We start from the raw sequence: 23,497 nt of genomic DNA on the forward strand, positions 1-23,497 counted from the left end.
ACGCCTTCGTTCGGGGTCCGGGGTTGCTGCATCGAATTTATCGTGGACGCCGGAAGAAACTTGCCACCCATGTAACCTTGGCAGCCCGGCCGGAAACTATACAAGTATCCTGCAGTTCAGGGCTCTAATTATCAGGGGGAACAATCGTGCTTTCAGAGCGCGAATTGGCGTTCATCGCCATTCACAAAGACAGCTACCCATCCGTGTTCAAGTTCGTCTGCCGACGTGTTGAATCCGCGGACGTAGCTGAGGAAATCGCGGCCGACGTTTTCCGCGTCGTATGGCAGAAGTGGAGCGATGACTCACACCCGGACCTTCCGTACCTCCTGACGGTTGCAAGGAACCTTGTGGGAAATGCGTACAGGAGCCGCGATAGGCGCCTGGCGTTGCAGGAAAAGCTGCGGACGACGGCGGTCCAGCGCTTTGGTGGCGACTCCGAGAATGTTGCTGTCCAGGACGCAATGGAAGCACTGCGGGAAAAGGACCGCGACATTTTGCAGATGGCCTACTGGGACGACCTGGGGATTGCCGACATCGCGAAAGTGCTGCAGTGCAGCGAATCGGCGGCAAAAGTCCGCCTTCACCGAGCCCGCACAGCTTTCCGGAAGCATCTGCCTGCAGGGGCCAACTCGACTACACAGAAGATGGGGGTCTGAAGACAATGGATCCGATCAAGAACCAGATATCAGCGATTGACCCGCTCACTATCGATCCCGTGGCGGAACCCAACGGCGAAGAAGCGCTGCACAAAATCCTTTCCGGCACCACCGTGTTCAGCGACAACAGCCCACTCGCGGCAGTGACGTCCCTGGAACAGCGCAGGCGCCGCAAGGCCCAGATTGCGGGCGGACTGTTGCTCGGCGCTGCTGCCGTGACTGCGGGGGTGCTGGTTGCCTCAAGCTTCGAGACAGTCAGTTCCAATCCCTTGCCCGCTGTGACACTCCAAAGCTCCACGCCCACGCCTACCGTAACCCCGACGCCCACGCCCACTGCGACGCCTTCGGCGACGCCGTCAGCGACGCCCACGGTGGCCGCGCCGGTGACCACCCCGCCCGCACCCACCACACCGCCAGCAGTGGCCTCGGCGCCAGTGGTGCCACCCGTGCAGGCACCCACCAGCCAGACCTATACCTTCCCGGACGGGCATTTGTCCTTCACCTATCCGGTCGGCTGGAGTATCCGGGCGGACCAAGGACCATTCGATCCTCCCGGGACTGCGGAAGCCTCGCGCATTGTGACTGTCTTTGATGCCGCTGGGGCAGAGGTAGCCCGTGTGTTCAATGGTAACTACGCGGATGGGACTGCTGGTTTGGTGGACCGAACCATTCTGGACCGGGCTGTAGTGCCGGGCGTTCGCGACAACTCGGGTGAGCTGGTGGAGTTCGGTTTCTCCTCTAACCAGTCTCAGTACATTCCCTACGAAGGGCCCCCCTACGAGGGAATGCCCTCACCCCGAACGGGACCTGCCGATGGACCTCCGACGTACATCATGGATGTACGGGTGTCCTCCGAGCTCAAGGCCGGAGTAAGTTCCTCCGGGACCAACCAGGTCCGCGTACCAAACGGCATCATGAGTGCTTACGCGGTGTTCGATCCCAGCAAGAACCCCGCCTTCGCAACCCCGGAGGCGGCCAAGGCCTGGATGGGCAGCACCCAATATGCCCAGCTGAAGGCGATGTTCCTGAGCCTGAGCTACAAGTAGCCCATCTGAGTAGCAGTTGAGGCCGTTTTGAGCGTTCAAAACGGCCTCAACTGCTATCTACTTGGGTTAGCGGACAGGTGGGTTAGCGGACAGTCACCAGGTGGCTGGCGGGGTCGTACCGGAAGGTGACCGGGCCGCCGTCGTGCTTCAATGCGATGTTGCTGCCGTTCGGGGCTCCGGCCAGGCCGTAGTTCTCAGCCCAGGAGCCGTTGATGGCGGCCTTGAACTCGTAGCTGCCGGCGGCCAGGTTGGGCACGGAGAGCTTCCAGAGTCCGTCAGCGGCGTCCAAGGACAACTGGGCCTGGGCGCAATCGGGCATCCAATCGCCAGCGCAACCGAGCTCGGAGTTCAGGCTTCCCGGCACGGAAACGGCTGCAGGCTGCTGGCCCGCGGTGACTGCGCTGATGAGATTGGTGGCGTGGTCGTACAGGAAGGTGACTGCGCCGCCTGTGTGCGTGAACGCCACGTTGGGGCCGTCGAGCTCACCGCCCGCGCCGTAGTTTTCGTCCCAGGTGCCGTTGAGCGCAGCCTTGAACTCGTACGTTCCCGCGGGAAGGTTGGGCACGCTCAGCTGCCACAGCCGATGCGTCGGCTCGTAGCTCATGAGCCCCTGTTCGCAACTGGGCTGCCAGTCCTCGGTGCAGCCCAACTCGGTGTTGAGGCTACCGGCCACGGTGACAGTTTCAGGTTGCGTCGGCTCACCCACTACACCGCTCTTCGGCTCGCTCGCCGACGTCTGCCCGCGGTTGTCCAACACCACCGCGCGGTACTCCACCGAGGCCCCCGGCTCCAGGGATGACACGTCATGGAACACCTGATAGGGGGCGTTGTCATCCGTGCCGATCGCCGTCCACTCACCACCTGCCGTGCGCGCTTGGAACGTGACCTCATAGAACGAGTTACCGTCGACGTCGGCCGTTACCTTCAGGCGGCTGGCGTCACCAGCTGCGGTGACCGGCTTCTTAAGCACGACGCCGGGCGCTGCCTTGGACTTGGCCAGTCGCCCCGATGCTTCATACACCACAGCGGAAAGCGGCGGTACGGTAACGGCCAGTGTGGCGTCCTGTCCGGTCTTGATGTTCTTGGCGGCGTCACCATAAACCAGCTTGAACGGCTGTTTCGCTTCATATGTGGGGATCGCCGCGGTCTGGGCTGTCTCGCTGTTGTTCACTGCCACGATGTACTCGCGCTGCTCTTTGGCATCAATGCGTGAGAACGCGTAGATGCCGGCGCCGTCGGCTGCGTAGCGGTTTTGCTGGGCACCGCTTCGGAGCGTGGGGTGTTCAGCTGCGAGGGCCGCGAGTTCACTGATTTTCTTGTACAGCGGGTGCTGGGTGTCGAAGTTGTCGGTGGCGTGCGTGGCGCTTGTCCCCAGGAGATCATCATCCAGATACTCCTGGACCTTGCTGGCGAACATGGTCTGCCGCGAGTCCTGGTCTCCGCCGGCCCCGGTGAAGCCTTGCTCGTCGCCGTAGTAGATCACGGGGTTGCCGCGCGAGAAGTACATCAGCTCATGGGCGAGCTCGTCACGTTCCACCAGTTCGGCGTCGGACGCGCCCGGGTTGTCTTGGGCGATGAAGGTGCCGATGCGGCCCATGTCGTGGTTACCCAGGAAGGTGGGCAATTGGTAGACGTTGGAGTCGGCGTCCGTGTACCAGTCATCCCCGTTGAAGAAGTCCGCCAAGCCGGTGGCTTTGCTGCTCTGGGACGCGAAGCTGCGGGCTGCGCCTTGGAACCCGAAATCCAGCACGGCCTGCATCTGGTTCCTGGTGGTGAATTTGGATGTGATGCTCTTGGAGGTATCGAAGACCTCGCCGAACATGAAGAACTCGTCCTTGCCCTGTTCCTTGGCGTAGCTGAGAACCTGGGGTCCGAACTGCTGCCAGAACTCGTCATTGACGTGCTTCATGGTGTCGATGCGGAAACCGTCGATCCCGAAGTCGCGGATCCAGGTTTTGTAGACGTCCATCATTCCGTTGACCACTTTGGGGTTCTCGGTGAAGAGGTCGTCCAGGCCGAAGAAGTCGCCATAAAGGGAGTCCTCGCCGGCAAAGTTGGTGTTGCCGCGGTTGTGATAGAGCGTGGGGTCGTTCAGCCAGGACGGAACCTTGACCTCTTTCTCCGCGTCCGGGACCACAGGTGTGTACGGGAAGGACGTGGCGGCATCCAGGGCCGGGAAGTCTTGCGTTCCCGCGTAGTCGCGGTCATCGAAGACCTCGCCCGCAGCGGTTCGGTAAGGCTCGGTTTCTTTGGAGATGTAGGGCGCCGAGGCGGTTTCCTGGTACTGGATGACGTCCGCGGTGTGGTTGGTGATGATGTCGAAGTACACCTTCATGCCACGGGCGTGGGCGGCGTCAATGAGCGTCTTCAGCTCGGCATTGGTGCCAAGGTGGGGGTCGATCTGCGTGAAGTCCGTGACCCAGTACCCGTGGTAACCGGCTGAACTGTTCGCCAGGGTGCCGTCGCCTTGCACCGCCTTGTTCTTGAAGCTTGGTGTGAGCCAGAGGGAGTTGGTGCCCAGCCCCTGGATGTAGTCCAACTGGTCTTGGAGACCCTTCAAGTCCCCGCCGTTGAAGAACCCCTTACGGCTGGGATCGAAGCCGGACACCATCGGATCGGAACCCAGCCCGCCGTCGTCGTTGGCGGCTGTACCGTTGTTGAAGCGGTCGGCCATGACGAAGTAGAAGTTCTGATCGCTGATACCGCCGCGGATGGAGTGCTGGGCGGCGGGATCGGGCGTGGGGACGGGAGCGGCGCCTGCGGGGAGGACGGCCGAGGCGGTGAGTACCGCCGTCGTCATGAGGACGGCGGCGATCCGGTTCAGTGGTGGGCGCTGGGGGCAGTCGTTGGATCTATAGCTGCGAGATAGCAAGTGATGAAACCTTCCGCTAAGCGACAGTGCTGTGGCATATAGGTGTTGTGGGACAAGTCACAACTGTAAGCGCTTCCGTATGCTTAATCCACGAGTTCCGGGTATTTCGAATTGTGAAGGATCTCGCCAAAACTCTCTTTCTGGAAGCGTTTGCATGCGCTCTACCCGAAAGCGTGCGGGATTTTCACTGTGCCTTTGCATGGCCACATTCCAAAACGCTATGCATCCGTCCATAACCAAGCCCGTGTGACTTGCATAGGGTTGAAGAGATCTGCTTCACAAAACACCCCCGATCTATCCCCAAGGATGAGTTTCAACGATGAAGAGCATCGCCCTCCTGCGCGAACGAGCCACCCGCGTCATGCCTACCGGTTCCCACTGCCCGGCGTCGGGTCTCTGGAGCCCGGACTCCGATCCGGATGCCGTCCAGGTTTTCGCGGAAGGCCACATCCTCCCGGCCCACCAGGGTGTACCCACCGTCTGGCGGCGCCGCACCGCCGCTGAAGCGTCGGCATGACCAGCACCATCCTGAACAGGCCCGCCGACTACCGCCACGTGCCGGCGGCCGAGTGGACTGAGCTCGCCGCGGGCGATCCCGTATGGATCTACGACGTCGCGTGGGGCGCCGGGACCGGCCGCGTGGACGATGTTTCCAAGCACCAGGAACTGCTCTGGGTCATCCTCGAACCGACCGGCCGCAGGCTCATCTGTGGAACGGACGACGTCGAGGTCTGGACAGCCTGAAAAGACCCGCCGAGATGGCACAACATGACAATGTCTGAGCGGATGATTGTCATCAAGTGCCATCTCGGCGTCAGTTAACCGGCGGGGACCAGAACGCTGGGAGAGCCCGTCTCCACACGGCTCACGGGACCGTCCGGCAGTCCGGTTGCCGGGTCCAGCCTGAAGCTCACGACGTCGTCCGAGCCTTCGTTGGCGACGTACAGCCAGCCTTCGCGGACCAAGTGGTGGCGCGGCCACTCACCGCCGCACGGTACCTCCCCGACGGGCTCCAGTTCAGCCCCGCCGTTGGATACCTTCACCACGCAAATGGAGTTGGACCCGCGAACGCCCACATACGCGAAACGGCCGTCGGGAGACAACGCGATCTCCGCTCCGGCGTCGCCTTCTTTGGCACCCGTGGCGCTCGCCGTAACTATGGTTGCCAGCCTGTAAGTACCGTCCGGTTCCATCTGAAGTGCTGCCACTTCCACTGAATATTCGGTGTCCACCACAACGGTTCCGCTGTGATGGCGGGCCATGTGCCGTGGCCCGGAACCCTTGGGCAGGATCACCTGATGATCCAACTGCAGGCCTTCGCCCGGCGCGTACCGCCACACCCTCACCAGGTCATGTCCCAGGTCCGTGGTCATCACACGGCCGTCCGGCAGCATCAGGCTTGAGTGCGCGCGGCTGGGTCGCTCCCCGTCCGGAGTCGTTGCAGAGTGGGGATCGACGGCGGCTGCCGCGTTGGTGCGCGAGGTGATGGCGCCGTCGTCGTCCAGTTCGTAAAGGATGACCTGACCGTCGCCCCAGCACGTTGCCACAATGAAACGTCCCTGTGGATCAGCCGCCACGTGGCACGTTGCTTCACCGGCGGGCCAAGGATCGCCGAATGCCTCCAACTCAGCGTCGCCGGTCCGGCGATAAGCCCGCACGGTCTTACCTTCCTCGGCGACGGCGTAGACCGCCGGGAGCGTCGGATGCAGTGCAAGGAATGATGGTGAGTTGGCGGGGGACCGCCAGGCCAAGGGACGTCAGCTGGCCATTGTCATCAGCCGAAAGTGCGGCGATGCCCTCGCCCTTGCCATTCCTGTCGGCAGTGTACGAACCAACCCAGATCAGTGTTTCCTGGCTAACCATGGTCAGTGCCCCTGCACGTCGGAGTCCACGCCGGCGTCCGGACCGGCGTCGAGGGTTTGAAGCCTGGTGAGGTCATCGGGGTCCAGTTCGAAGTCGAAAACGTCCAGGTTCTCCCTCATGCGCTGCGGATTGGAGGTCTTGGGGATGGCCACCAAGCCCTGCTGGACATGCCAGCGGAGCACCACCTGGCCAGGTGTTTTACCGTACTTCTCGCCGATGCCGGCCAGCACGGGAGCATTCAAAAGATCGCTGCTGGCACCCAGTGGGCTGTAGGACTCAGTGATGATGCCATGTGACTGGTTGAAAGCCCGTGCAGCCGTTCGAGGAATGGAGGGGCTGACCTGGATCTGATTGACCGCGGGCACCACATCCGTTTCGCGCAACAGCTGATCCAGGTGGGCCGGCTTGAAGTTGGAGACACCGATTGATCTCACTTTGCCCGAGCTCTGCAGCTCCTCAAAGGTCTTCCAGGTGGACACGAACTCACCGCGGCGGGGGAGCGGCCAGTGGATCAAAAGGAGGTCTACATACTCCAGGCCCAAGCGTTCCAAGCAGCCGTCCAGCCCGGCAATGGCCTTTCCGGAACCCTGGAATTCACCATCTAATTTTGTGGTGATGAAGAGTTCTTCGCGACTCACCCCACAGGCACGGATGCCGTTGCCCACGCCCTTCTCATTGCCGTACTTCTTTGCGGTGTCCACGTGCCGGTAGCCGTGCGACACCGCCTCCACCACGGCATCGGCAACCTGGGCATCATTCAACGGCCACGTGCCAAGGCCCAGTTGGGGGATCTTGTGGCCGTCGTTGAGTTCAATGAGCGGGGCAGATGTCATGCGCGCACATTCCTTTCGTAAAGCCGATCGCATAGCTCCATATAGTCCTCGTGAACCACCTGCAGCTCAGGATGCTGATCATGCCATGACACGATCTCGCGCGCACCGTCCGCGAACGGAATCGTGGCCCGGTAATCAGGGACAAGGGCTTTGATTTTGGAGTTGTCGAACACCACGGAATGCGAGCGGTCACCCAACAGATTGGGGCCGAGCTCGGGACTGTGGGCTGCAATGGTGTCCGAAGAAACGTGGAACAGCTCCGGTTCGTCCACCCCGGCCGCCCGCGCAAACAGGCGGTAAATCTGGTTCCACGGCAGGAACTCGTCCGAGGTAATGGTGTAGCTCTCGCCCACAGCTTGGGGCCGCCCCAGGAGGCCAACAAAGGCCTTGGCGAAATCCCGGCTGTGAGTCAGCGTCCAGAGCGACGTGCCATCACCGTGCACCATGATGGGCATCCCCGCACGCATGCGATGGATGTCGGTCCAACCGCCCACCATCGCGATCTTGGTCCGGTCATAGGTGTGGGAGGGCCGGACCACGGTCAACGGGAAGTCCAGCTCACGGTAGGCCTCGTACAACACCTCCTCGCAGGCGATCTTGTCCCGCGAATACTGCCAGAACGGGTTCTTCAGTGGCGTCGATTCCCGGATGGGCAGTGTTGTGGGCGGCTTCTGGTACGCCGAAGCAGAACTGATGAAGACGTACTGTCCGGTCCGCCCACGGAACAATTCCACACCGGCCCGCGCCTGATCCGGGGTGTAAGAGATAAAGTCCGCAACGGCGTCGAACTCCCTTACCTGAAGTACCTCACGCACAGCGGCGGCATCCCGGACATCCGCGTGGAGCACTTCCGCCCCGTCGGGGACCGGCCGCCCGGCTGACCGTCCCCTGTTGAGGATGGTCAGCCGGTGGCCCAGTGCGACGGCGCGTTCAGCCGCCGCCGCACTGATGACTCCCGTGCCGCCGATGAACAGGATGCTCCGTGGCGAGACGGTGTCTGCCGCAGGCAGCAGGCTGCTTGCGGGATCGCTCACCAGGCGTAATCTTCGGGGGCGGGGCGGTGGCCCGGGAAGATGTCATCCAGCCGCTTGAGGGCGTCCTCGTTCAAGGAGACGTCCAGGGCACGGATGGCCGCATCCAGCTGCTCCTGGGTACGCGGTCCAACGATCGGAGCCGTGACCGCAGGCTGGTGGAGAAGCCAAGCCAACGCAACATCTCCGGGTGCGTGGCCCAGATCGTCCGCGAAATCCTCGTACTGGCGGATTTGCTCCTCGTGCTTCTTGAGGGTCTCCAATGCCCGGCCCTCAGCGCGGCGAACACCCTGCTCTTCCTTTTTCAGCACGCCACCCAACAGCCCGCCCTGAAGTGGAGACCAAGGAATCAGGCCCAGGCCATAGTTCTGCGCAGCCGGAATGACCTCAAGCTCCACTTCGCGCCGGAACAGGTTGTAAATGGACTGCTCACTGACCAGCCCGGTGTAGTTCCGCCGGCGCGCCGCTTCCTGCGCCTGGGCGATGTGCCAGCCGGCAAAGTTGCTGCTGCCAGAGTAGAGGATCTTGCCCTGCTGGACGCCCACCTCGATTGCCTGCCAAATCTCGTCCCACGGAGTATCGCGATCAATGTGGTGGAACTGGTAGATGTCGATGTAGTCCGTCTGCAGCCGCTTAAGGCTCGCATCCAGTGCCCGGCGGATATTGAGTGCCGACAACTTGGACTCGTTGGGCCGGTCCGTCATGGTGCCGTACAACTTGGTGGCTAGGACCGTACGCTCGCGGCGCTCGCCGCCCTTGGCGAACCAGCGGCCGATGATTTCCTCTGTCCAGCCGCGGTGCTCGGTGCCGCCGTACACGTTGGCGGTGTCAAAGAAATTGATGCCCGAGTCCAGTGCGGAATCCATGATGGCGTGTGCCGTTGCCTCCTCCGTCTGCGGACCGAAGTTCATGGTGCCCAGGCAAAGACGGGAAACTTTCAGGCCGGAACGGCCCAGGTGGGTGTACTGCATGTGGTTGAGTCCTTTGCTTTGTTCGTGGGGCTTTAGAGCTGGGTGAAAGCTGCGACGGCGGGATCGGAGCCGATGCGCGCGCCCGCCTCCAGTGCCGTAATAGCTGCCAGCTCCGATTCGGTGAGAGTGAGATCGGCTGCGCCGAAGTTCTCACGCATCCGCTTGGAGTCCGCGGACTTGGGAATCACGATGGTCCCCTGGGCGAGGTGCCAGGCCAGGATCACCTGTGCAGGAGTAGTGCCGTGGGCGGCGGCTACCAGCGCCACTTGCTCCGCGTTCAGGTCCTTGCCTTGGCCCAACGGGCTGTATGCCTCCACGGCGATGCCCAGGTCGCGGCACTTGGTGGCGAGTTCGGCCTGCTGGAACGTTGGGTGGACTTCGATCTGGTTGACGGCCGGGACCACCTCTGCCTCCTTGAGCAGTGCGTCCACGTGGTCGGGAAGGAAGTTGGAAATGCCGATGGCCCGGATCTGCTTGTCCTGATGCAGCTTCTCCATCTCCTTCCACGCCTGCGTGTAGAGGCCCTGCGAAGGGACAGGCCAGTGGATCAGGTACAGGTCAATGACCTCAAGGCCCAAGGCGTCGCGGCTGCGTTGGAAGGCGTCATATGCCTCGCCCTGCTCGCCGTTGCGGAGCTTGGTGGTGATGAAAAGTTCCTCCCGGGGAATGCCGGAGGCGGCAACAGCAGCACCTACTCCGGCCTCGTTGCGGTACGCGGCTGCGGTGTCGATGTGGCGGTAGCCGGCTTCCAGGGCGTCTTCCACTACCTTCTGCGTTTCTCCTGCAGGTACTTGGAAGACGCCGAATCCAAGCTGGGGAATGGTGACGCCGTTGTTCAATGTCAGCTCTGGCATGACGGTCTCCTTCGACGGAACGATTACGGTGGTGACACTCCAGAAAGCGTTTTCGGAGGCTCTGTACCGAGCCTATTCACTTTTGGGGTCAGAGTCAGCAACCCAGCGTGATCCTGTTTTTCCTAGGTCTGGTAGTCCTACCCACAATGGTGGTCTTTCACACGCCTCGAACGGCAGAATGGACGGATGGGTCAAAGCGCCGAGTTCGGTAAGTTCCTCAAAGTCATGCGTGCCCGCCTCTCGCCCGAGGACGCCGGAGCGCAGGAGAACAGTGGTGCCCGCAGGGTGCCCGGACTCCGACGTGAGGAAGTGGCCCGGCTTTCCGGAGTGAGCACCGACTACTACACACGTCTGGAGCAGGGCCGCAACATCCACCCGTCCAAAGCGGTCCTCGACTCGGTGGCCCGGGCACTTCGACTGGACGCGGGGGAGCATGCGCACATGATGGACCTGCTGGAGCACTGCGCCAGTTCCGCAGGCAACCCAGGCCCGGTTCAAAAGGTGAGGCCCGCACTCCGGCAGTTGCTGGACGCCGTGGGAGACGTACCAGCCATGGTGTTGGGGCGGCGGGCGGACGTGCTGGCCGGAAACCGGATTGCTTACCTGCTCTTCACCGACTTTCCGTCACTTCCGGCTCCGGAACGGAATTTGACGCGCTGGATCATCCTGGATCCCGCGGCGGGGCAGCTGTTCAGGGATTGGAAGACCGTGGCTGCTGAAGCTGTGGGTGCCCTGCGCATGGATGTGGGCCGCCACCCCAACGATCCCCAAACCAACCAACTGGTGGGAGAGCTCGCCGTGCACAGCGAGCATTTCCGGCAATGGTGGGCCGGGCACAGGGTGGCCTCCAGATCCGCAGGCACTGTGCGGTTGCACCACCCGATCGTGGGCGACCTCGAACTGAACTTTGAGACGCTGAGTCTCCCGGACGACCCCGACCAGATGCTGAGGATCTATTCCGCGAAGGCCGGCTCGCCGTCGTCGGACGCTTTAACGCTTCTCAGCTTGGGTGACGTAGGCACCGAGCCCGTCAACGCACCCGAACCCGCACGCCGAGACGGCAGTTAATGACAACCTGGAACTGTCATTAACTGCCGTCCCGTGGAGAAGGTGATCAGCGCCTAGGCTGTTCAGCGCTCCAGGCGGAAACCGAGCTTGATGGTGACCTGCCAGTCGGCCACTGCGCCGTCTTCAAGGTGGCCGCGGATTTCCTTGACCTCAAACCAGTCCAGGTTCCGCAGGGTCTGGGAGGCTGTTGCGATGCCATTCTTGATCGCGTCGTCAACGCCTTCGGTGGAAGTTCCTACAATTTCGGAAACGCTATATGTGTGGCCAGCCATGGTGCTCCTCATCAACGTCATACGAATCTTTGGAAATTTCAGGCCCGCCAGGCAGGCCGTTCATGCAGACTAGCCCACGGATCACCGTGCGGCCAGAGGTGGTGCAGGCTTAGCTTTCGCGCCAGTCGTTGCTGGTGATGTGCGAGCCTGCCTGCGGTCCCATCTGCAGCATTCCGCCATCCACTGGCCACGAAGCGCCATTGACATAGCTGGAGGCCGGTGAGGCGAGGAACGCGATGACGGCGGCGACTTCTCGGGCATCTCCGGGCCGGCCCAACGGGACTCCCGGCCGTTCCTTTTGCCTCGGATCCTCGTCTTCCTGGCCCGTCATGGGAGTCGCGATTTCGCCGGGTGCCACGTTGTTGGCGGTGATGCCGTACTGGGCGAGTTCCAATGCCATGGTCTTAATCAGGCCGCCCAGGCCATGCTTGGACGCGTCATAAGCCGAAGCCCCAACTCTCGGCTGGAACTCATGGACGCTGGTGACCGCGATGATGCGCCCACCTCGGCCGGCTTTCACCATGCGCTTTGCTGCCGTCTGCATGGCCACGAAAGCGCCGTTGAGGTTGGTATCCAACGTGGACATCCACGTGTCGTAGTCCAACTCCAGGAACTTGGTGCCGTCCCCGGTTCCGGAGTTGTTGACGAAGACGTCCACGCCGCCAAGTTCCTCAGCCAGACTGTCAATTGCTGCGGCCGTTCCACGGGCATCCCTGGTGTCCAGTTGGTGCACCACTGCTTTCTGGCCCAGACCGCGGACCTCCTCCGCAGTTTCCTCAGCGCCCTGTTGGTCCGAGTGCCAAGTGATCCCCACATCCATGCCCGCCTTGGCCAACGCCACCGCGGTGGCCTTTCCTATGCCGGAATCCGATCCTGTGACGATGGCGGTCTGCGGGGAAAACGGTTCGTCGCTCATGGCGTTGCCTTTCGGTCGGGTAGTCGTTCCGATGATTTATCCCTACCCCGTGATTCCGGCCGTAAACACTCCCGGCGCGAAAGGGTCATCCCGGTGCAGGGAGATCGAGTGTAGATTTCTTGCAGCAGCACCCAGCAAATCCCCACAACCAGGAGTACTCATGTCAGAAGTTATTGTGGTCGGCGTTGACAACAGCGAGACGGCCAAGCGCGCAGCAGTGGCAGCAGCGAAGCTCGCCACGGCACTCGGCGCCGAGCTGCATGTGATCAGCGGCTTCTCCGATGACCGCATCGAAGAATTCGGCAGCGGCAGCGACCGCATCACCGTTTCCTCGGCCGACTCCGCGGAATACGTTGCCCGCAAGGTCTCCGAAGAGCTGGACGTCCCTGCCGGCAACATCAAGTACTTCGCAGCCCGCGGCACTCCGGCCAACGCCCTGATCAACTACGCCGAGACCAACAACGCCTCGCTGATCGTGGTGGGCAACAAGCGCATGAAGGGCCTGGGCCGCGTCCTGGGCAGCATCGCCAACAGCGTGGCGCACGGTGCTCCCTGCGACGTGTACATCGTGAACACCGACGTCGAGGCGTAGCCACCCATGTAGGTAGCAGCAGAGCGCGTTCTCAGAGCTCAAAACGCGCACTGCTGCTACTTAGTTGGACGTGCCGTTCAGCACCACCACGTTGGAACGGCTCACTCCGCTGCCCCTGACCAGCAGGACATGCCCGGGCTGAGGGGTGTCGGACGTGACGGTGAGGTCCCGCAGGGCGGAACCGTCCGCAGCCACCAGCAAGGTAACGCCTTCGCTGTTGCTCAGGACCACATCCTCCGCATTTCCCGTTGCCCCGGCCAGGGTGATGTTCCGGAGGTCACCCCAGATAACCGAGGGCTCGTGGTAAATTCCCGGTTGCAGTAGCACCGTGACAGCTCGTGGGTTATTCGCAGGGATTGCGCCAACGGCCGCCCGGATGCTGGCAAAATCGCCCGTTCCGTCCAACGCCACGGTGATGACGTCCCGAAGCGCCGGCTCGGTCCCGCCCAACGGTCCTCCGAAGGCACGTACCCGCGCCGGAACGGCCTTGGTGGGCGTCAGGTCATAGGAGTAGGGGACGTCGAACGCCATGCCCCGTTCCTGGCCGGTGTTCCCGGTGCACTCCTCGAATACGTTATGACGGGCCACCAGCGCACCGCCGGGCCCCTGGTGGTGAAGCGGGTCCCGGACATCCCGGAAGTAGTTTCCTTCCACCAGCAGCAAGGCAGCGTTCCGCCCGAGCATGCCGTAGCTGGAGATGTTCTCCAGATAGTTGTTGTAGACATGCGAGGCTGCCGTATTGTCCAGGCTGGCGTTGCGCTGGTGCGTGTTCCGGATCCAGTTGTGATGCAGCGTCACCCGGGTGACCACGTTCTGCGTCCAGCCCTCTCCGAGGGCCTTGTTGTGGTCTGAAAAGACGTTCCAGGACAGCGTGACGTTGTCGCAGTCCTTGCGGATATCCACCAGGCCGTCGCCCAGCCGGGTGAAATGCATGTGGTCCACCCAGACGTGTGTGCTGGTGTCCACCTGGATCCCGTCCCTGTCATTGTCAGGCCGTTTCCCCACAAAGTCCCCGGGGATGTAGGAGTCCCGGACCGTGAAGTTTCTGAACACGACGTTGGCGACATTGACCAGTTTGAAACCCGCATTGACTACTGCGGCCCCTGCGCCTGCGCCGAGGAAGGACTTGTTGGAGGTCACTGTCAGTTTCTCGTACTCCGCGAACACCAGTTCGCCGTGCAGGATCACCACCAGCGGCTCGGCACTTTTCGCGAAAGCCCGGAGTTGTTCCGAGGTTCTGGCGTGGACCAGCGTGCCGCCCGCACCACCAGTAGTGCCGTCGCGGCCGTGGGTTGCGACGCCGGCGAAACCCTCGGGTGCCGACGTCCAGGAACCTCCGCTCCCGCGGTTCACCGGCAACCTGGCTTCGCCCCAACCGTGGGGATCGACGCCGGATGGGGCACCATCAGTGGCCGGCGCCGCCACTGCTGGGCTGAAGAGGCCGGTGGAGGCCAGAGTGCCAGCTGCGAGTCCAGCGGTTAGGAGGGTCCGGCGTCGAATGTTCGGTTTCTGTGCGTCCGCCATCTCAAGCGCCTGCCGCCGGGGTCCAGTCACCGAGGAACCTGTCCTTCGTGAATTTCAGGGCCTCTTCCGGAGTGAGTTGGGGGTGGAACTCGTTGATGTATGCACCCGGCCCGGTGTTGTTGAACTCAGCAAAGCGCCCCTCGGTCCAAGCATGCCCACTCATGTCTGACCAGCCCTGCTTAGCGATGTGACTGCCCAGGTTCGAGTCCCGGATGACGGCCATGGGGTGCGCGTTGGGGTCGCTGCTGGCAAACCAAGGGCGTCCCAAGCTGACGGTCCCGGGTGCGGCGTCCGAAGTGAGGGTGCTGTCCACGATCAGGAAGCCGTAAGGGTTGGAGTCCTTGGTGCTGGGTGCCACGATGTAACCGTTGTTCGTGTCGCTGCCGCGGTCCAGCGAATGGATGGTGCAGCCTTCAAACACTGCGGTGCCCCGGCCGTAAAGGAAGTCCACGTCACCTTCTATGTAGCAGTTTTTCAGGTAGGTGCGGGCAGTGGCGTCACGGCCGGTGGTGTCAGCGAGGTAGGTATCCTGGTTGCCGAGGAACCTGGTGTTGTCGAAGGTGACCTTGTCTGCCACCGTCCGCACCGCGAGGGCCTGGCTACCGCCGTGAACGGCCTCGTCATAAGCGTTTTCCACTGTGAGGTTCCGGACCGTGGTGTGTTCGGCCAGGACGTTGAGGGTGGCACTTCCGGCCGCACCCCAGGTTCCGCCGAAGAACTTTGCTCCGTTTGCAGGGGTGTCGTAGGAAATGACGACGTCGGCCGGGTTGGCTGTTGCTCCTTGCAGCGTCACGTTGGGCCGGTCGGCCCAGACATTCACCGCTTCCCGGTAGAAGCCGGGCTCGATGGTGATGGTCCGGGGTTGTGTGTTGCCCACAGGAATCGAACCGATGGCCGCCTGTACGCTGCCGAAATCGCCGGTGCCGTCCAGCGCGACCGTGACCTCCGTCGTCGTGCTGGGTGCTTTATTTTCGCGGGGTCCGGCACTGCCGGTGACCAGTTCGGGAACCCTGGAGGAGTCGTCCTTGGCGTATGAATAGAACTGCGTGGGGTCGAACGCGATGCCCACGTTATCCTTGCGGCCGCGGGTGGAATCAAAAACGTTGTCACGGTTGACGATTTCCGTGGCAGGGTCCTTGGCCACCACGGGATCGGCAACCGAGGTGAAGTAGTTGCCCTCCAGGACCACCTTGGCGGCGTTGCGGCCCATCATTCCGTACTGGCCAATGTCCTGCAGGTAGTTGTTGTAAACGTGCGCAGCCGCTGTATTGTCCAGGCTGAAGTTCCGCTGGACAGTGTTGCGGATCCAGTTGTGATGGATGGTCATTTTGGTGACCGCGTTGCTGGTCCAGCCAACGCCCAGGGCCTTGTTGTTGTCCGCGAACACGTTCCACGAGTAGGTCAGGTAGTCCGAGTCTTTGCGGGTATCGATCATGCCGTCGCCCATGCGCTCGAACTTCATGTGGTCCACCCAGACATGGTGTGAGGTGTCGAGTTGGATCCCGTCACGATCGTTGTCCGGGCGTTTGCCGTCCCAGTCGCCGGGAATGTAGGAATCGCGCACTGTGAAGTTCCTGAAGATCACGTTGGACACGTTGATGAGCTTGAAGCCGGCATTGACCAGCTCCACGCCCGCGCCCGTACCGATGAAGCTCTTGTTCGATGCGACCGGAATCTTGACGTAATCCTGGGCCATGATGCTGCCCTTGAGGAAGATCACCAGCGGCTCCTCGGCAGCGGCATAGGCTGTGAGTTCCTCCAGCGAGGACACGCTCGCGTGCCTCCCCGCCTGGCCTCCGGTGGTGCCGTCCAGGCCGTTGCCGGGAAGGGACGCGAAACCGTCCGGACGTTGCTTCCACAGGGCCGCCGGTGCCGCCGGTGATTCTGTGCCGCTGTGGATGGGCTCCGCCCTGGCAGGCACAGCGGTAAAGCTTCCAAGAATGACGACGGCGGTGGCCGCGCCGAGCAGGCGTCGCAGGCGCATGCAAAACTCCTTTGTCTTGTCTTGTTGGTGTTGCTCTGGGGGAGGGGCCTACTTAAGGCCGGTGGTGGCAATTCCGTTGATGAGGTACTTCTGCCCTGCAATGAAGAAACCGATGATGGGGGCGATGGACACCACTGACATGGCGAACATGGGGCCCCACATGCTTTGTCCTTCCGAGTCCATGAAGGCGCGAAGGGCCAAGGGAACGGTGTAGAGGTCCTGGTTCTGGATGTAGAGCAGCGGACCAAAGAACTCGTTCCATGTGGAGATGAACGTGAAAATAGCCGTGGTGGCCATGGCCGGCACGCAGAGGGGCAGAATGACGCGGATGAAAGTTCGGAACGGGCCGCAGCCGTCAATCTGGGCGGCATCGTCCAATTCCTTGGGAAGAGACTTCATGAACTGCACCATGAGGAAGATAAAGAAGGCATTGGTGGCCATGAAGTTGGGGACGATCAGCGGCAGGTAGGTGTCCAGCCAGCCGAGCTGGGAGAAGATGATGTACTGCGGAACCAGAAGAACGTGGCCCGGCAGCATGAGTGTTCCCAGCATGAGGGCGAAGAACAGCTTCCGCCCGGTGAACTCCATCCGCGCGAAGGCGTAAGCGGCCAGTGCGCAGGAGAAGATGTTGCCGACGATGGAGAAAATCACCACGATCATGGAGTTGATCAGGTAGACGTGGAACGGCTGGTCCAGCGCGGTCCAGCCCTGGGCGTAGTTGGAGAAGTCCCAGTTTTCGGGCCAGAGACCCAGCTGCCTAAAAATATCGTTGCTGGGCTTCATCGAGCTGGAGATCAGCCACATCAACGGATAGAGCATCACCAGCCCCACCAGGCAGAGAATCAGATGCCGTGAGAAGCGGGAAACCGGGGTTCCCGTCAGGGCGTCTTCGGGTTGATCCTGCTTGGCCAGCTTGCGCTTGAGAGGTAAATCAAGGAGTGCCATGGGGTTGCCTTAATTGTCGTAGAAGACCCAGAACTTGGATGCGATGAAATTGATGGCCGTGAAAATCGCGATGATCATCAACAGCAGCCAGGCCATGGCCGAGGCATACCCCATCTCGAACTCGGTGAAGCCCTTCTGGTACAGGTAAAGGTTGTAAAACAGCGTGGAATCCGCTGGGCCTCCGGTACCCCCGCTCATCACATAGCCCTGGGTGAACGTCTGAAACGAGCCGATGAGCTGCATGATGAGGTTGAAGAAAATAATGGGGCTGATGAGTGGCAAAGTGATGCTGCGGAACTGCCGCCACTTGGAGGCGCCATCAATCGAGGCAGCCTCGTAGTACATCCCGGGGACCTGCCGCAGGCCGGCAAGGAAGATCACCATGGGGGAGCCGAAGGTCCAAACATTCAGCACAATGAGGGTGCTCAGCGAGAACTGGGGGTCGGTCACCCACGCCGGGCCCTGGATTCCGAATAATCCCAGGAACCCGTTGACGATTCCGTCGTTACCGAAGATGTAACGCCACAGCATCACGATTGCGACGCTCCCTCCCAAGAGGGAGGGCAGGTAGTACACGGAGCGGTAGATCGAAAGTCCTTGAAGGCCCCGGTTCAGCACCAAGGCGACCAGCAAAGCAACAGCGAGGGATATGGGCACCGACACGAAGGTGTAGATGAACGTGACCTTCAGCGACTGAATGAGCCTGGGGTCCTCGAACATCGCCTGGAAGTTCGCCAGCCCCACAAAGTTGGGCTCGGTAAAGAGGTTGTAATCCGTGAAGGCGAGGTACAGCGAGGCAAAGAATGGGATGACGGTAAAAAGCATCCCCAGAAACCAGGGAAGCAGGAAAAGATACCCGGAGCGCTGCTTCCTACGTCGGGATGGGCGGATGCGCTGCTTACCGCCCGCTGCGGCTGCGGCCGGGGCGGCGCCAGATGGTTGTTTGATCAGAACCGACATAGCGCCACGACCCCCTCGTGAATAGCTCCGGGCTTACTTGTTGATTGCTGCATTGCTCTTCTCCATGAAGGTCTTCGCGGCATCGGCGGGACTGACGCGCCCGAACTCCACTTCAGTGGTGAGCTGTTTGAGAGTGTCGGCTACAACAGTTGCGCCCTTGGGATACACGTAGGCAGGTGGCAGATCGTCTTCCTGAATGGAGGCCATCATGTCCACAAACGTCTTATCGTCAGCGCTCAGCTTGGGCGTGATGGCGTCCGCCACCTCAGGGTTGATGGGGACACCGCGCTGCGTGAGGACTTCGGCGGCACCTTCAGCGTCGTTCGTCAGGAAGTCCACCAGCTTGGCGGCCTCCTTGGGATGCTTGGACTTGGCAGCGATGGACCACAGCATGGTGGGATCTGCGGAGTAACCGCGGCGCTCGCCCGTGGTTTCACCTGGAATGCGGAGCAAGACCACTTCGCCCTCCACGGCCTCGTTGTAACCGCGGAAGTTGTTGATGGGGATGATCTGCGAAGCCACCGTGCCCTTCGCGAGGTAGGACTGCGCCGGCGAGCCGCCAATTTGCTCGAAGAATCCTGCGGGCGGATAGCCGCCGGCTTTGCGGAGGTCCACGCTGTACTGGAACCAGTCCTCGATGGTCTTCTCGCTGACGCCGAGCTTGTTGTCCTTGGTGTAGAAATCCTCGCCGCGTTGGCGCGCGAGCATGATGGGTCCTGTTTCCGTGGCGACGTCGTAGCCAGCTCCGTAGACTTTTCCGCCGGTTTTCTGCGTGACTTCGGTGGCGAACTTGGCGTAGTCCTCCCAGCTCCAGGTTTTGTCGTCCGGGATGGTGACGCCGGCCTGGTCCGTGATGGTCTTGTTGACCACCATGCCGATGGTGGTTACTCCGGTGGCGAGACCGTAGAGCTTGCCGTCAACCTCGCCGCGACTCAGCGTGGTTTCCGGAACCTTGTCCAGGTTCAGCTCGGGGAAGGACTTGAGGTCGGCGAGGGTGCCGCGCTGGGCGTACTCCAAGAGGCTGCGGTTGGCCATCGCCAGGACGTCAGGCGGGTTGCCGCCTGCGAATCGGGTGGCCAGTTTGTCTGCGTAAGGGGCACTGTCCTGGTATTCGGTTTTAACGGTGATTCCCGGGTTCTTCTTTTCGAAGATCCGCAGTGCAGCTTCCGTCATCTTGGCCCGGTTGGCATCGCCCCAGAAGACGAAGTTCAGTTCCACGTTGCCGCCGCTTCCGGAGGAGGTTGCGCCACCTCCTCCGCAGGCGCTCAGGGCCAACCCGGCCGCGACCACCGCGGCGCCCAGGACCAGCCTGCGCGGGATAGGAGTGCTTGCTGTCTTCTTCATTGAATGACGCCTTTCTGGTGCCCGATCTTCGGGCGTGGATACAAACTCGCTGAATATTTGGACGGAAACTTTCCGGTGTACGGGCGTGGGAAGCATTGCTTAGACCATCACAGCGACCCAAGAGTGAGGTGAAAATTACTGAGTAAACGATTTCTAGCAACGAATGGCTGTGACTGTCAACACATCACAACTCAATATCGGAAAATAGTTCAAAGAAACTTTCATAAGTAGTTGCCGAACTCTTTCTGGTCTGTTTATGCTGATTCCCACGCAGCGGAACCCATCACAAGGAGGTCGAATGGGAAGCTTCCAACTCAACGGCGCAACCGTGCTGGAGATGAACACCGGCGGCGATCTGGCAACCGTGCTGTCTCCCAGGCCGTACCTCCACCCTGTACGGACTCTGGCCGGAGTGGCGGTGACGGAAGCTGGTCCAGTTGATCACCCGCACCACCTCGGTCTGTCGCTCTCTTTCTCGGACCTGAACGGAACCAACTTCTGGGGTGGATCCACATTCACCGAAAATGGCCCGGCAATCCTTCCCAACCACGGACGTCAAGTGCTCGCGGAATGGCTGTCCCTGGAGGGGCTGGGGAAGGGGACGGTGGTGTGGCTGGACAAGAGCGGAGACCCGTTGGCTGTGGAGGGGCGGAGCTACCGATACCAAGAGCACCCTGCCGCAAACACGTGGAGCCTTGCGTTCGAATCCCTGCTTCAGCCTGCCGGTGACGTGGAGCAGTTGTCCGTGTCGTCGTCTGCCGTTAAAGGGCGTAGCGGCGCTGGCTACGGCGGCATATTCTGGCGCTTCCCGTCGGGTGATGTCCCGGCCAAAGTGCTGTGTTCAGGAGGAACAGGGACGGGCATAGCCCATGGATCACTTTCCCCTTGGCTCGCGATGGAAACCCGGCATGAGGGCCAAAACGTCAGTGTCATCCTCGCTCAAGACACCTCCGCGTTGCGCCCTTGGTTTGTGCGCACTGACGGCTATGTAGGCGCGGGTCCGGCCGTCGCGTGGGACCACCCGGCAACAGTGGACCGGGGCAATCCGCTCAAGCTCAGTCTCCACGCAGTGGTCCACGACGGCTCCCTAACCAGCCCCCAGCATGTCGAGGAACTCCTTCTCCACCACTTCAGCAGCTCACCCGACAGGACACCATGACAACCCGACACCGCACCCCCGTCTACAACAACCCCATCCTCAACGGTGACTGGCCGGATCCTGACGCGGTACAGGTTGACGGCACCTATTACCTCGTCGCCTCCAGCTTCAACAGGGTTCCCGGCCTGCCGGTATTGCGGTCGCGGAACCTGGTGGACTGGGAGCACGCCGGGCATGCGCTCCGGGAGCTCCCACAATCCAGCCACTATTCGCTGGTGAGGCACGGAAGTGGCGTGTGGGCTCCGGCGCTGCGTCACCATGATGGCAAGTTCTGGATCTTCTATCCGGATCCGGACCACGGCATTTTCGTGCTCAGCGCAGAGAAGGCGGAAGGACCGTGGAGCGCACCCCATCTCCTCTATCCCGGACGTGGACTCATCGACCCCTGCCCCCTGTGGGATGACGACGGCAGCGCATACTTGGTCCACGGTTGGGCCAAGAGCCGCATCGGAGTCAAGAACCGGCTCACTGTGCACCGGATGAGCCCGGACGCCTCCCGGCTCCTGGACCATGGAACCCACGTCATCAACGGCGAAGACCTGCCGGGCTTCTCAACCCTGGAGGGGCCCAAGTTCTATCAGCGCGACGGCTGGTACTGGATTTTCGCGCCGGCGGGAGGCGTTGCTACAGGATGGCAGTCGGTTTTCCGCTCGCGGTCGCCGTTCGGACCTTACGAGGAACGGCGCGTCCTGGAGCAGGGCGATTCGCCCGTGAATGGCCCGCATCAAGGCGCCTGGGTCACTACTCCTGAGGGCGAAGACTGGTTCCTGCACTTCCAGGACCGGGGGCCGTACGGACGCGTGGTTCACCTCCAGCCCATGGGCTGGGGTGAAGACGGCTGGCCGTGGATGGGCAAAACAGCGGACGACGGCGGACCGGGAACCCCGGTTTCGAGCCACCCCTACCCGCGCGGTACTTCGCCCGAAAACTGTGCACCACCCGCCGGTGACAACTTCACGTCCCCCGGCCTGGGCCCGCAGTGGCACTGGCAGGCCAACCCCCGGGACGAATGGCTGTCCACCTGTGGAGGAGGACATCTGGTACTCCGTCCGCAAGCCAACGATCCCATCAATCTCCGCGAGCTCCCTAACGTCTTGGGCCAGATCCTCCCCGGCGAACCGTCCACATTCACCACCACCCTGGAACTGGACGATGTGGCTCCAGGTACCCGGGCCGGCGTCGTGGTTCTGGGTCAGCGGTACGCCTGGCTGGGGATCGTACGCACCCCGGACGGCTACGTCCTGGGTAGCGGAACCGGCAGCGAAGGTCCGCACGAGCAGCCGATAGGGCGCGCCGTGGCCCTTCCGGGGCCGCGTATTGAGCTGCAGATCCGCATAGATGAAACTCCGCAGGCCACGTTTGCCTGGCGGGTGGGTCCCACGGATCCGTGGCAGATTCCCATCTGGGATTTCGATGTTGTTGAGGGCCGCTGGATCGGCGCTGAGCTGGGGATTTTCGCGGCGTCGCCCTTGGGCTCGCGTCAACGCGGGAGTGTTATCGTTGGTCCCGTGCGGGTGGACACTGCGCCGGTCCGCCGGGCGGCCGCCCAGCGCGTTGCCGCCCCCGTATCCCCATGAGTTCAAGGACCGCCCCATTGACCGCCACTCCGCGCCCCAAGATCGCAGACGTGGCTGCCGCCGCCGGCGTCTCCGTCCCCACTGTTTCCAAGGTGTTGAACGGCCGCTCCCACGTCTCCGAGGCAACGCGCGCCCGTGTTCAGCAGGCCTTGGAGGACCTTGATTACACCAAGCGGCAGTCGCCCACCGAACCCGGATTGCTGCAATTGGTGGTGAACAACTTTGATTCTCCATGGGTCCTGGAAACCATGGAGGGAGTGGAAGCTGCTGCTGCGCGGCTCGGCTACACCGTGGCCTACACGCGGGCCGTAAATGCTACTGCCGGGAACTGGCAGAAATTGCGTGAGCCCTCCGGCAACCGGCTCGACGGCGTGATGCTGTTGGCTCCACGGCAGGGATCACCACTGGTAGAGCTGGCGCGTACGCTGAACATCCCCGCTGTTGCCATAGACCCTGAAGGTTCCCAAGGCCTGCAGATTCCCAGCGTCAGCCCGGCCTCGTTCTCCGGAGCGCTGCGGGCGGTGTCCCATCTTCTGGAACTTGGGCATGAGCGCATCGGCATCATTACCGGCCGCGTCCACAGCCCGGGTCATGGGCGTGCCCGCTACGCAGCCTACGCGGCCGCCCTTCATGAAGCCGGGCTGCCGGTACTTCCCGAGTTCGTGCGCGACGGCGATTTCAGTATCGAGTCCGGGCTTCGGCTTGGCGGAGAACTTCTGGACCTGCCGGAGCGACCCACGGCAATTTTCACGGGAAGCGACCTGCAGGCCTTGGGCGTCATGAACGCGGCGGCCCAGCGATCGCTGAAAATCCCTGGCGACCTCAGCGTTGTGGGCTTTGACGACATCGCCCAGTCAGCACTCACGTCACCGCCCCTCACTACTGTCAGGCAACCCCTCGCCCAGCTCGCGTCGATGGCCGTGGGCATGCTCACGGAGCAGATCGAACAGGGAAGTAGTTCCTCGGCTGCCTTGGAAGTCGCCACGGAGCTGGTGGTGCGGGGAAGCACCGCCCCACCCATGTAGGTAGC

At 62.1% G+C, this 23,497-nt stretch carries 21 protein-coding genes and 1 pseudogene; 9 read left to right on the forward strand and 13 right to left on the reverse strand.

Features of this window, described 5'->3' with window-relative positions; genetic code table 11:
• Nucleotides 1-146: 146 nt before the first annotated feature.
• Entirely contained in the window at nucleotides 147-656 is a 510-nt protein-coding gene (locus HAV21_RS06010; protein WP_142937099.1) for a sigma-70 family RNA polymerase sigma factor, read from the forward strand.
• 5 nt (nucleotides 657-661) lie between these two features.
• Nucleotides 662-1,702 (forward strand): hypothetical protein, encoded by a 1,041-nt coding sequence (locus HAV21_RS06015; protein WP_166841009.1) that lies wholly within the window; start codon nucleotides 662-664, stop codon nucleotides 1,700-1,702.
• An 82-nt stretch (nucleotides 1,703-1,784) separates the two neighbouring features.
• On the opposite strand, the gene HAV21_RS06020 is transcribed toward HAV21_RS06015, so the two are convergent.
• Nucleotides 1,785-4,502, reverse strand: a complete 2,718-nt coding sequence (locus tag HAV21_RS06020) for an alpha-amylase family glycosyl hydrolase (RefSeq protein ID WP_243753170.1) — start codon at nucleotides 4,500-4,502, stop codon at nucleotides 1,785-1,787.
• Between the two features lie 391 nt (nucleotides 4,503-4,893).
• Between HAV21_RS06020 and HAV21_RS06025 the strand changes: the two genes are divergently transcribed.
• Both HAV21_RS06025 and HAV21_RS06030 read left to right on the forward strand, forming a co-directional pair.
• Entirely contained in the window at nucleotides 4,894-5,091 is a 198-nt protein-coding gene (locus HAV21_RS06025; protein ID WP_142937096.1) for a hypothetical protein, read from the forward strand.
• The gene (locus tag HAV21_RS06030; RefSeq protein ID WP_142937095.1) at nucleotides 5,088-5,318 is read left to right on the forward strand and encodes a hypothetical protein; all 231 of its coding nucleotides are present in this window, start codon (nucleotides 5,088-5,090) and stop codon (nucleotides 5,316-5,318) included. The genes HAV21_RS06025 and HAV21_RS06030 overlap by 4 nt, the downstream gene beginning before the upstream one ends.
• 74 nt (nucleotides 5,319-5,392) lie before the next feature.
• On the opposite strand, the pseudogene HAV21_RS06035 reads toward HAV21_RS06030, so the two are convergent.
• The 5 genes and pseudogenes from HAV21_RS06035 to HAV21_RS06055 all read right to left on the reverse strand — a co-directional run bounded on the left by HAV21_RS06035 (nucleotide 5,393) and on the right by HAV21_RS06055 (nucleotide 10,126).
• Nucleotides 5,393-6,437: pseudogene (locus HAV21_RS06035) on the reverse strand (beta-propeller fold lactonase family protein).
• Nucleotides 6,438-6,439: 2 nt separating this feature from the next.
• The gene (locus HAV21_RS06040; protein WP_166841013.1) at nucleotides 6,440-7,270 is read right to left on the reverse strand and encodes an aldo/keto reductase; all 831 of its coding nucleotides are present in this window, start codon (nucleotides 7,268-7,270) and stop codon (nucleotides 6,440-6,442) included.
• On the reverse strand, nucleotides 7,267-8,304 hold the full coding sequence (locus HAV21_RS06045; RefSeq protein ID WP_166841015.1) for an NAD-dependent epimerase/dehydratase family protein: 1,038 nt from the start codon (nucleotides 8,302-8,304) through the stop codon (nucleotides 7,267-7,269). The genes HAV21_RS06040 and HAV21_RS06045 overlap by 4 nt, the downstream gene beginning before the upstream one ends.
• Complete coding sequence (locus HAV21_RS06050; RefSeq protein WP_166841017.1) at nucleotides 8,301-9,272, reverse strand: aldo/keto reductase; 972 nt, start codon at nucleotides 9,270-9,272, stop codon at nucleotides 8,301-8,303. The genes HAV21_RS06045 and HAV21_RS06050 overlap by 4 nt, the downstream gene beginning before the upstream one ends.
• Nucleotides 9,273-9,304: 32 nt before the next feature.
• Nucleotides 9,305-10,126: an aldo/keto reductase gene (locus HAV21_RS06055; protein ID WP_142937092.1), complete on the reverse strand. Its 822-nt coding sequence runs from the start codon at nucleotides 10,124-10,126 to the stop codon at nucleotides 9,305-9,307.
• 186 nt (nucleotides 10,127-10,312) lie between these two features.
• On the opposite strand from HAV21_RS06055, the gene HAV21_RS06060 reads away from it, so the two are divergent.
• Nucleotides 10,313-11,194 carry a helix-turn-helix transcriptional regulator gene (locus HAV21_RS06060; protein WP_166841019.1) on the forward strand — a complete coding sequence of 294 codons (882 nt, stop codon included), beginning with the start codon at nucleotides 10,313-10,315 and terminating at the stop codon, nucleotides 11,192-11,194.
• Nucleotides 11,195-11,256: 62 nt separating this feature from the next.
• Here HAV21_RS06060 and HAV21_RS06065 read toward each other — a convergent pair whose 3' ends face one another.
• A complete protein-coding gene (locus tag HAV21_RS06065; protein ID WP_011773002.1) occupies nucleotides 11,257-11,466 on the reverse strand; it encodes a dodecin in 210 nt (69 codons plus the stop codon).
• Nucleotides 11,467-11,575: 109 nt separating this feature from the next.
• Nucleotides 11,576-12,382, reverse strand: coding sequence for an SDR family oxidoreductase (locus HAV21_RS06070; RefSeq protein ID WP_166841021.1), 807 nt, complete (start codon nucleotides 12,380-12,382; stop codon nucleotides 11,576-11,578).
• A gap of 160 nt (nucleotides 12,383-12,542) precedes the next feature.
• On the opposite strand from HAV21_RS06070, the gene HAV21_RS06075 reads away from it, so the two are divergent.
• The gene (locus HAV21_RS06075) at nucleotides 12,543-12,974 is read left to right on the forward strand and encodes a universal stress protein (RefSeq protein ID WP_011773004.1); all 432 of its coding nucleotides are present in this window, start codon (nucleotides 12,543-12,545) and stop codon (nucleotides 12,972-12,974) included.
• Nucleotides 12,975-13,034: 60 nt separating this feature from the next.
• Here the strand turns inward: HAV21_RS06075 and HAV21_RS06080 are convergent, their stop codons facing one another.
• The 5 genes from HAV21_RS06080 to HAV21_RS06100 are packed head-to-tail and all read right to left on the reverse strand — an operon-like array spanning nucleotide 13,035 to nucleotide 19,731.
• Entirely contained in the window at nucleotides 13,035-14,498 is a 1,464-nt protein-coding gene (locus HAV21_RS06080; RefSeq protein ID WP_166841023.1) for a right-handed parallel beta-helix repeat-containing protein, read from the reverse strand.
• 1 nt (nucleotide 14,499) lies between these two features.
• Nucleotides 14,500-16,482: a pectinesterase family protein gene (locus HAV21_RS06085; protein ID WP_166841025.1), complete on the reverse strand. Its 1,983-nt coding sequence runs from the start codon at nucleotides 16,480-16,482 to the stop codon at nucleotides 14,500-14,502.
• 48 nt (nucleotides 16,483-16,530) lie between these two features.
• Nucleotides 16,531-17,427 (reverse strand): carbohydrate ABC transporter permease, encoded by an 897-nt coding sequence (locus HAV21_RS06090; protein ID WP_062070981.1) that lies wholly within the window; start codon nucleotides 17,425-17,427, stop codon nucleotides 16,531-16,533.
• 9 nt (nucleotides 17,428-17,436) lie between these two features.
• On the reverse strand, nucleotides 17,437-18,387 hold the full coding sequence (locus HAV21_RS06095; protein ID WP_166841027.1) for a sugar ABC transporter permease: 951 nt from the start codon (nucleotides 18,385-18,387) through the stop codon (nucleotides 17,437-17,439).
• Between the two features lie 33 nt (nucleotides 18,388-18,420).
• Nucleotides 18,421-19,731 carry an extracellular solute-binding protein gene (locus HAV21_RS06100; protein ID WP_166841029.1) on the reverse strand — a complete coding sequence of 437 codons (1,311 nt, stop codon included), beginning with the start codon at nucleotides 19,729-19,731 and terminating at the stop codon, nucleotides 18,421-18,423.
• 298 nt (nucleotides 19,732-20,029) lie between these two features.
• Between HAV21_RS06100 and HAV21_RS06105 the strand changes: the two genes are divergently transcribed.
• Genes HAV21_RS06105 through HAV21_RS06115 form a run of 3 tightly spaced genes read left to right on the forward strand, consistent with a single transcriptional unit; the run spans nucleotide 20,030 to nucleotide 23,492 of the window.
• On the forward strand, nucleotides 20,030-20,890 hold the full coding sequence (locus tag HAV21_RS06105) for a PmoA family protein (protein WP_166841031.1): 861 nt from the start codon (nucleotides 20,030-20,032) through the stop codon (nucleotides 20,888-20,890).
• A complete protein-coding gene (locus HAV21_RS06110; protein WP_166841033.1) occupies nucleotides 20,887-22,467 on the forward strand; it encodes a glycoside hydrolase 43 family protein in 1,581 nt (526 codons plus the stop codon). Before HAV21_RS06105 ends, HAV21_RS06110 begins: the two co-directional genes overlap by 4 nt.
• 17 nt (nucleotides 22,468-22,484) lie before the next feature.
• Complete coding sequence (locus tag HAV21_RS06115; protein ID WP_223941464.1) at nucleotides 22,485-23,492, forward strand: LacI family DNA-binding transcriptional regulator; 1,008 nt, start codon at nucleotides 22,485-22,487, stop codon at nucleotides 23,490-23,492.
• Nucleotides 23,493-23,497 lie beyond the last annotated feature (5 nt).

The sequence above is a fragment of the Paenarthrobacter sp. MSM-2-10-13 genome (assembly GCF_011605365.1).
Lineage (GTDB): Bacteria > Actinomycetota > Actinomycetes > Actinomycetales > Micrococcaceae > Arthrobacter.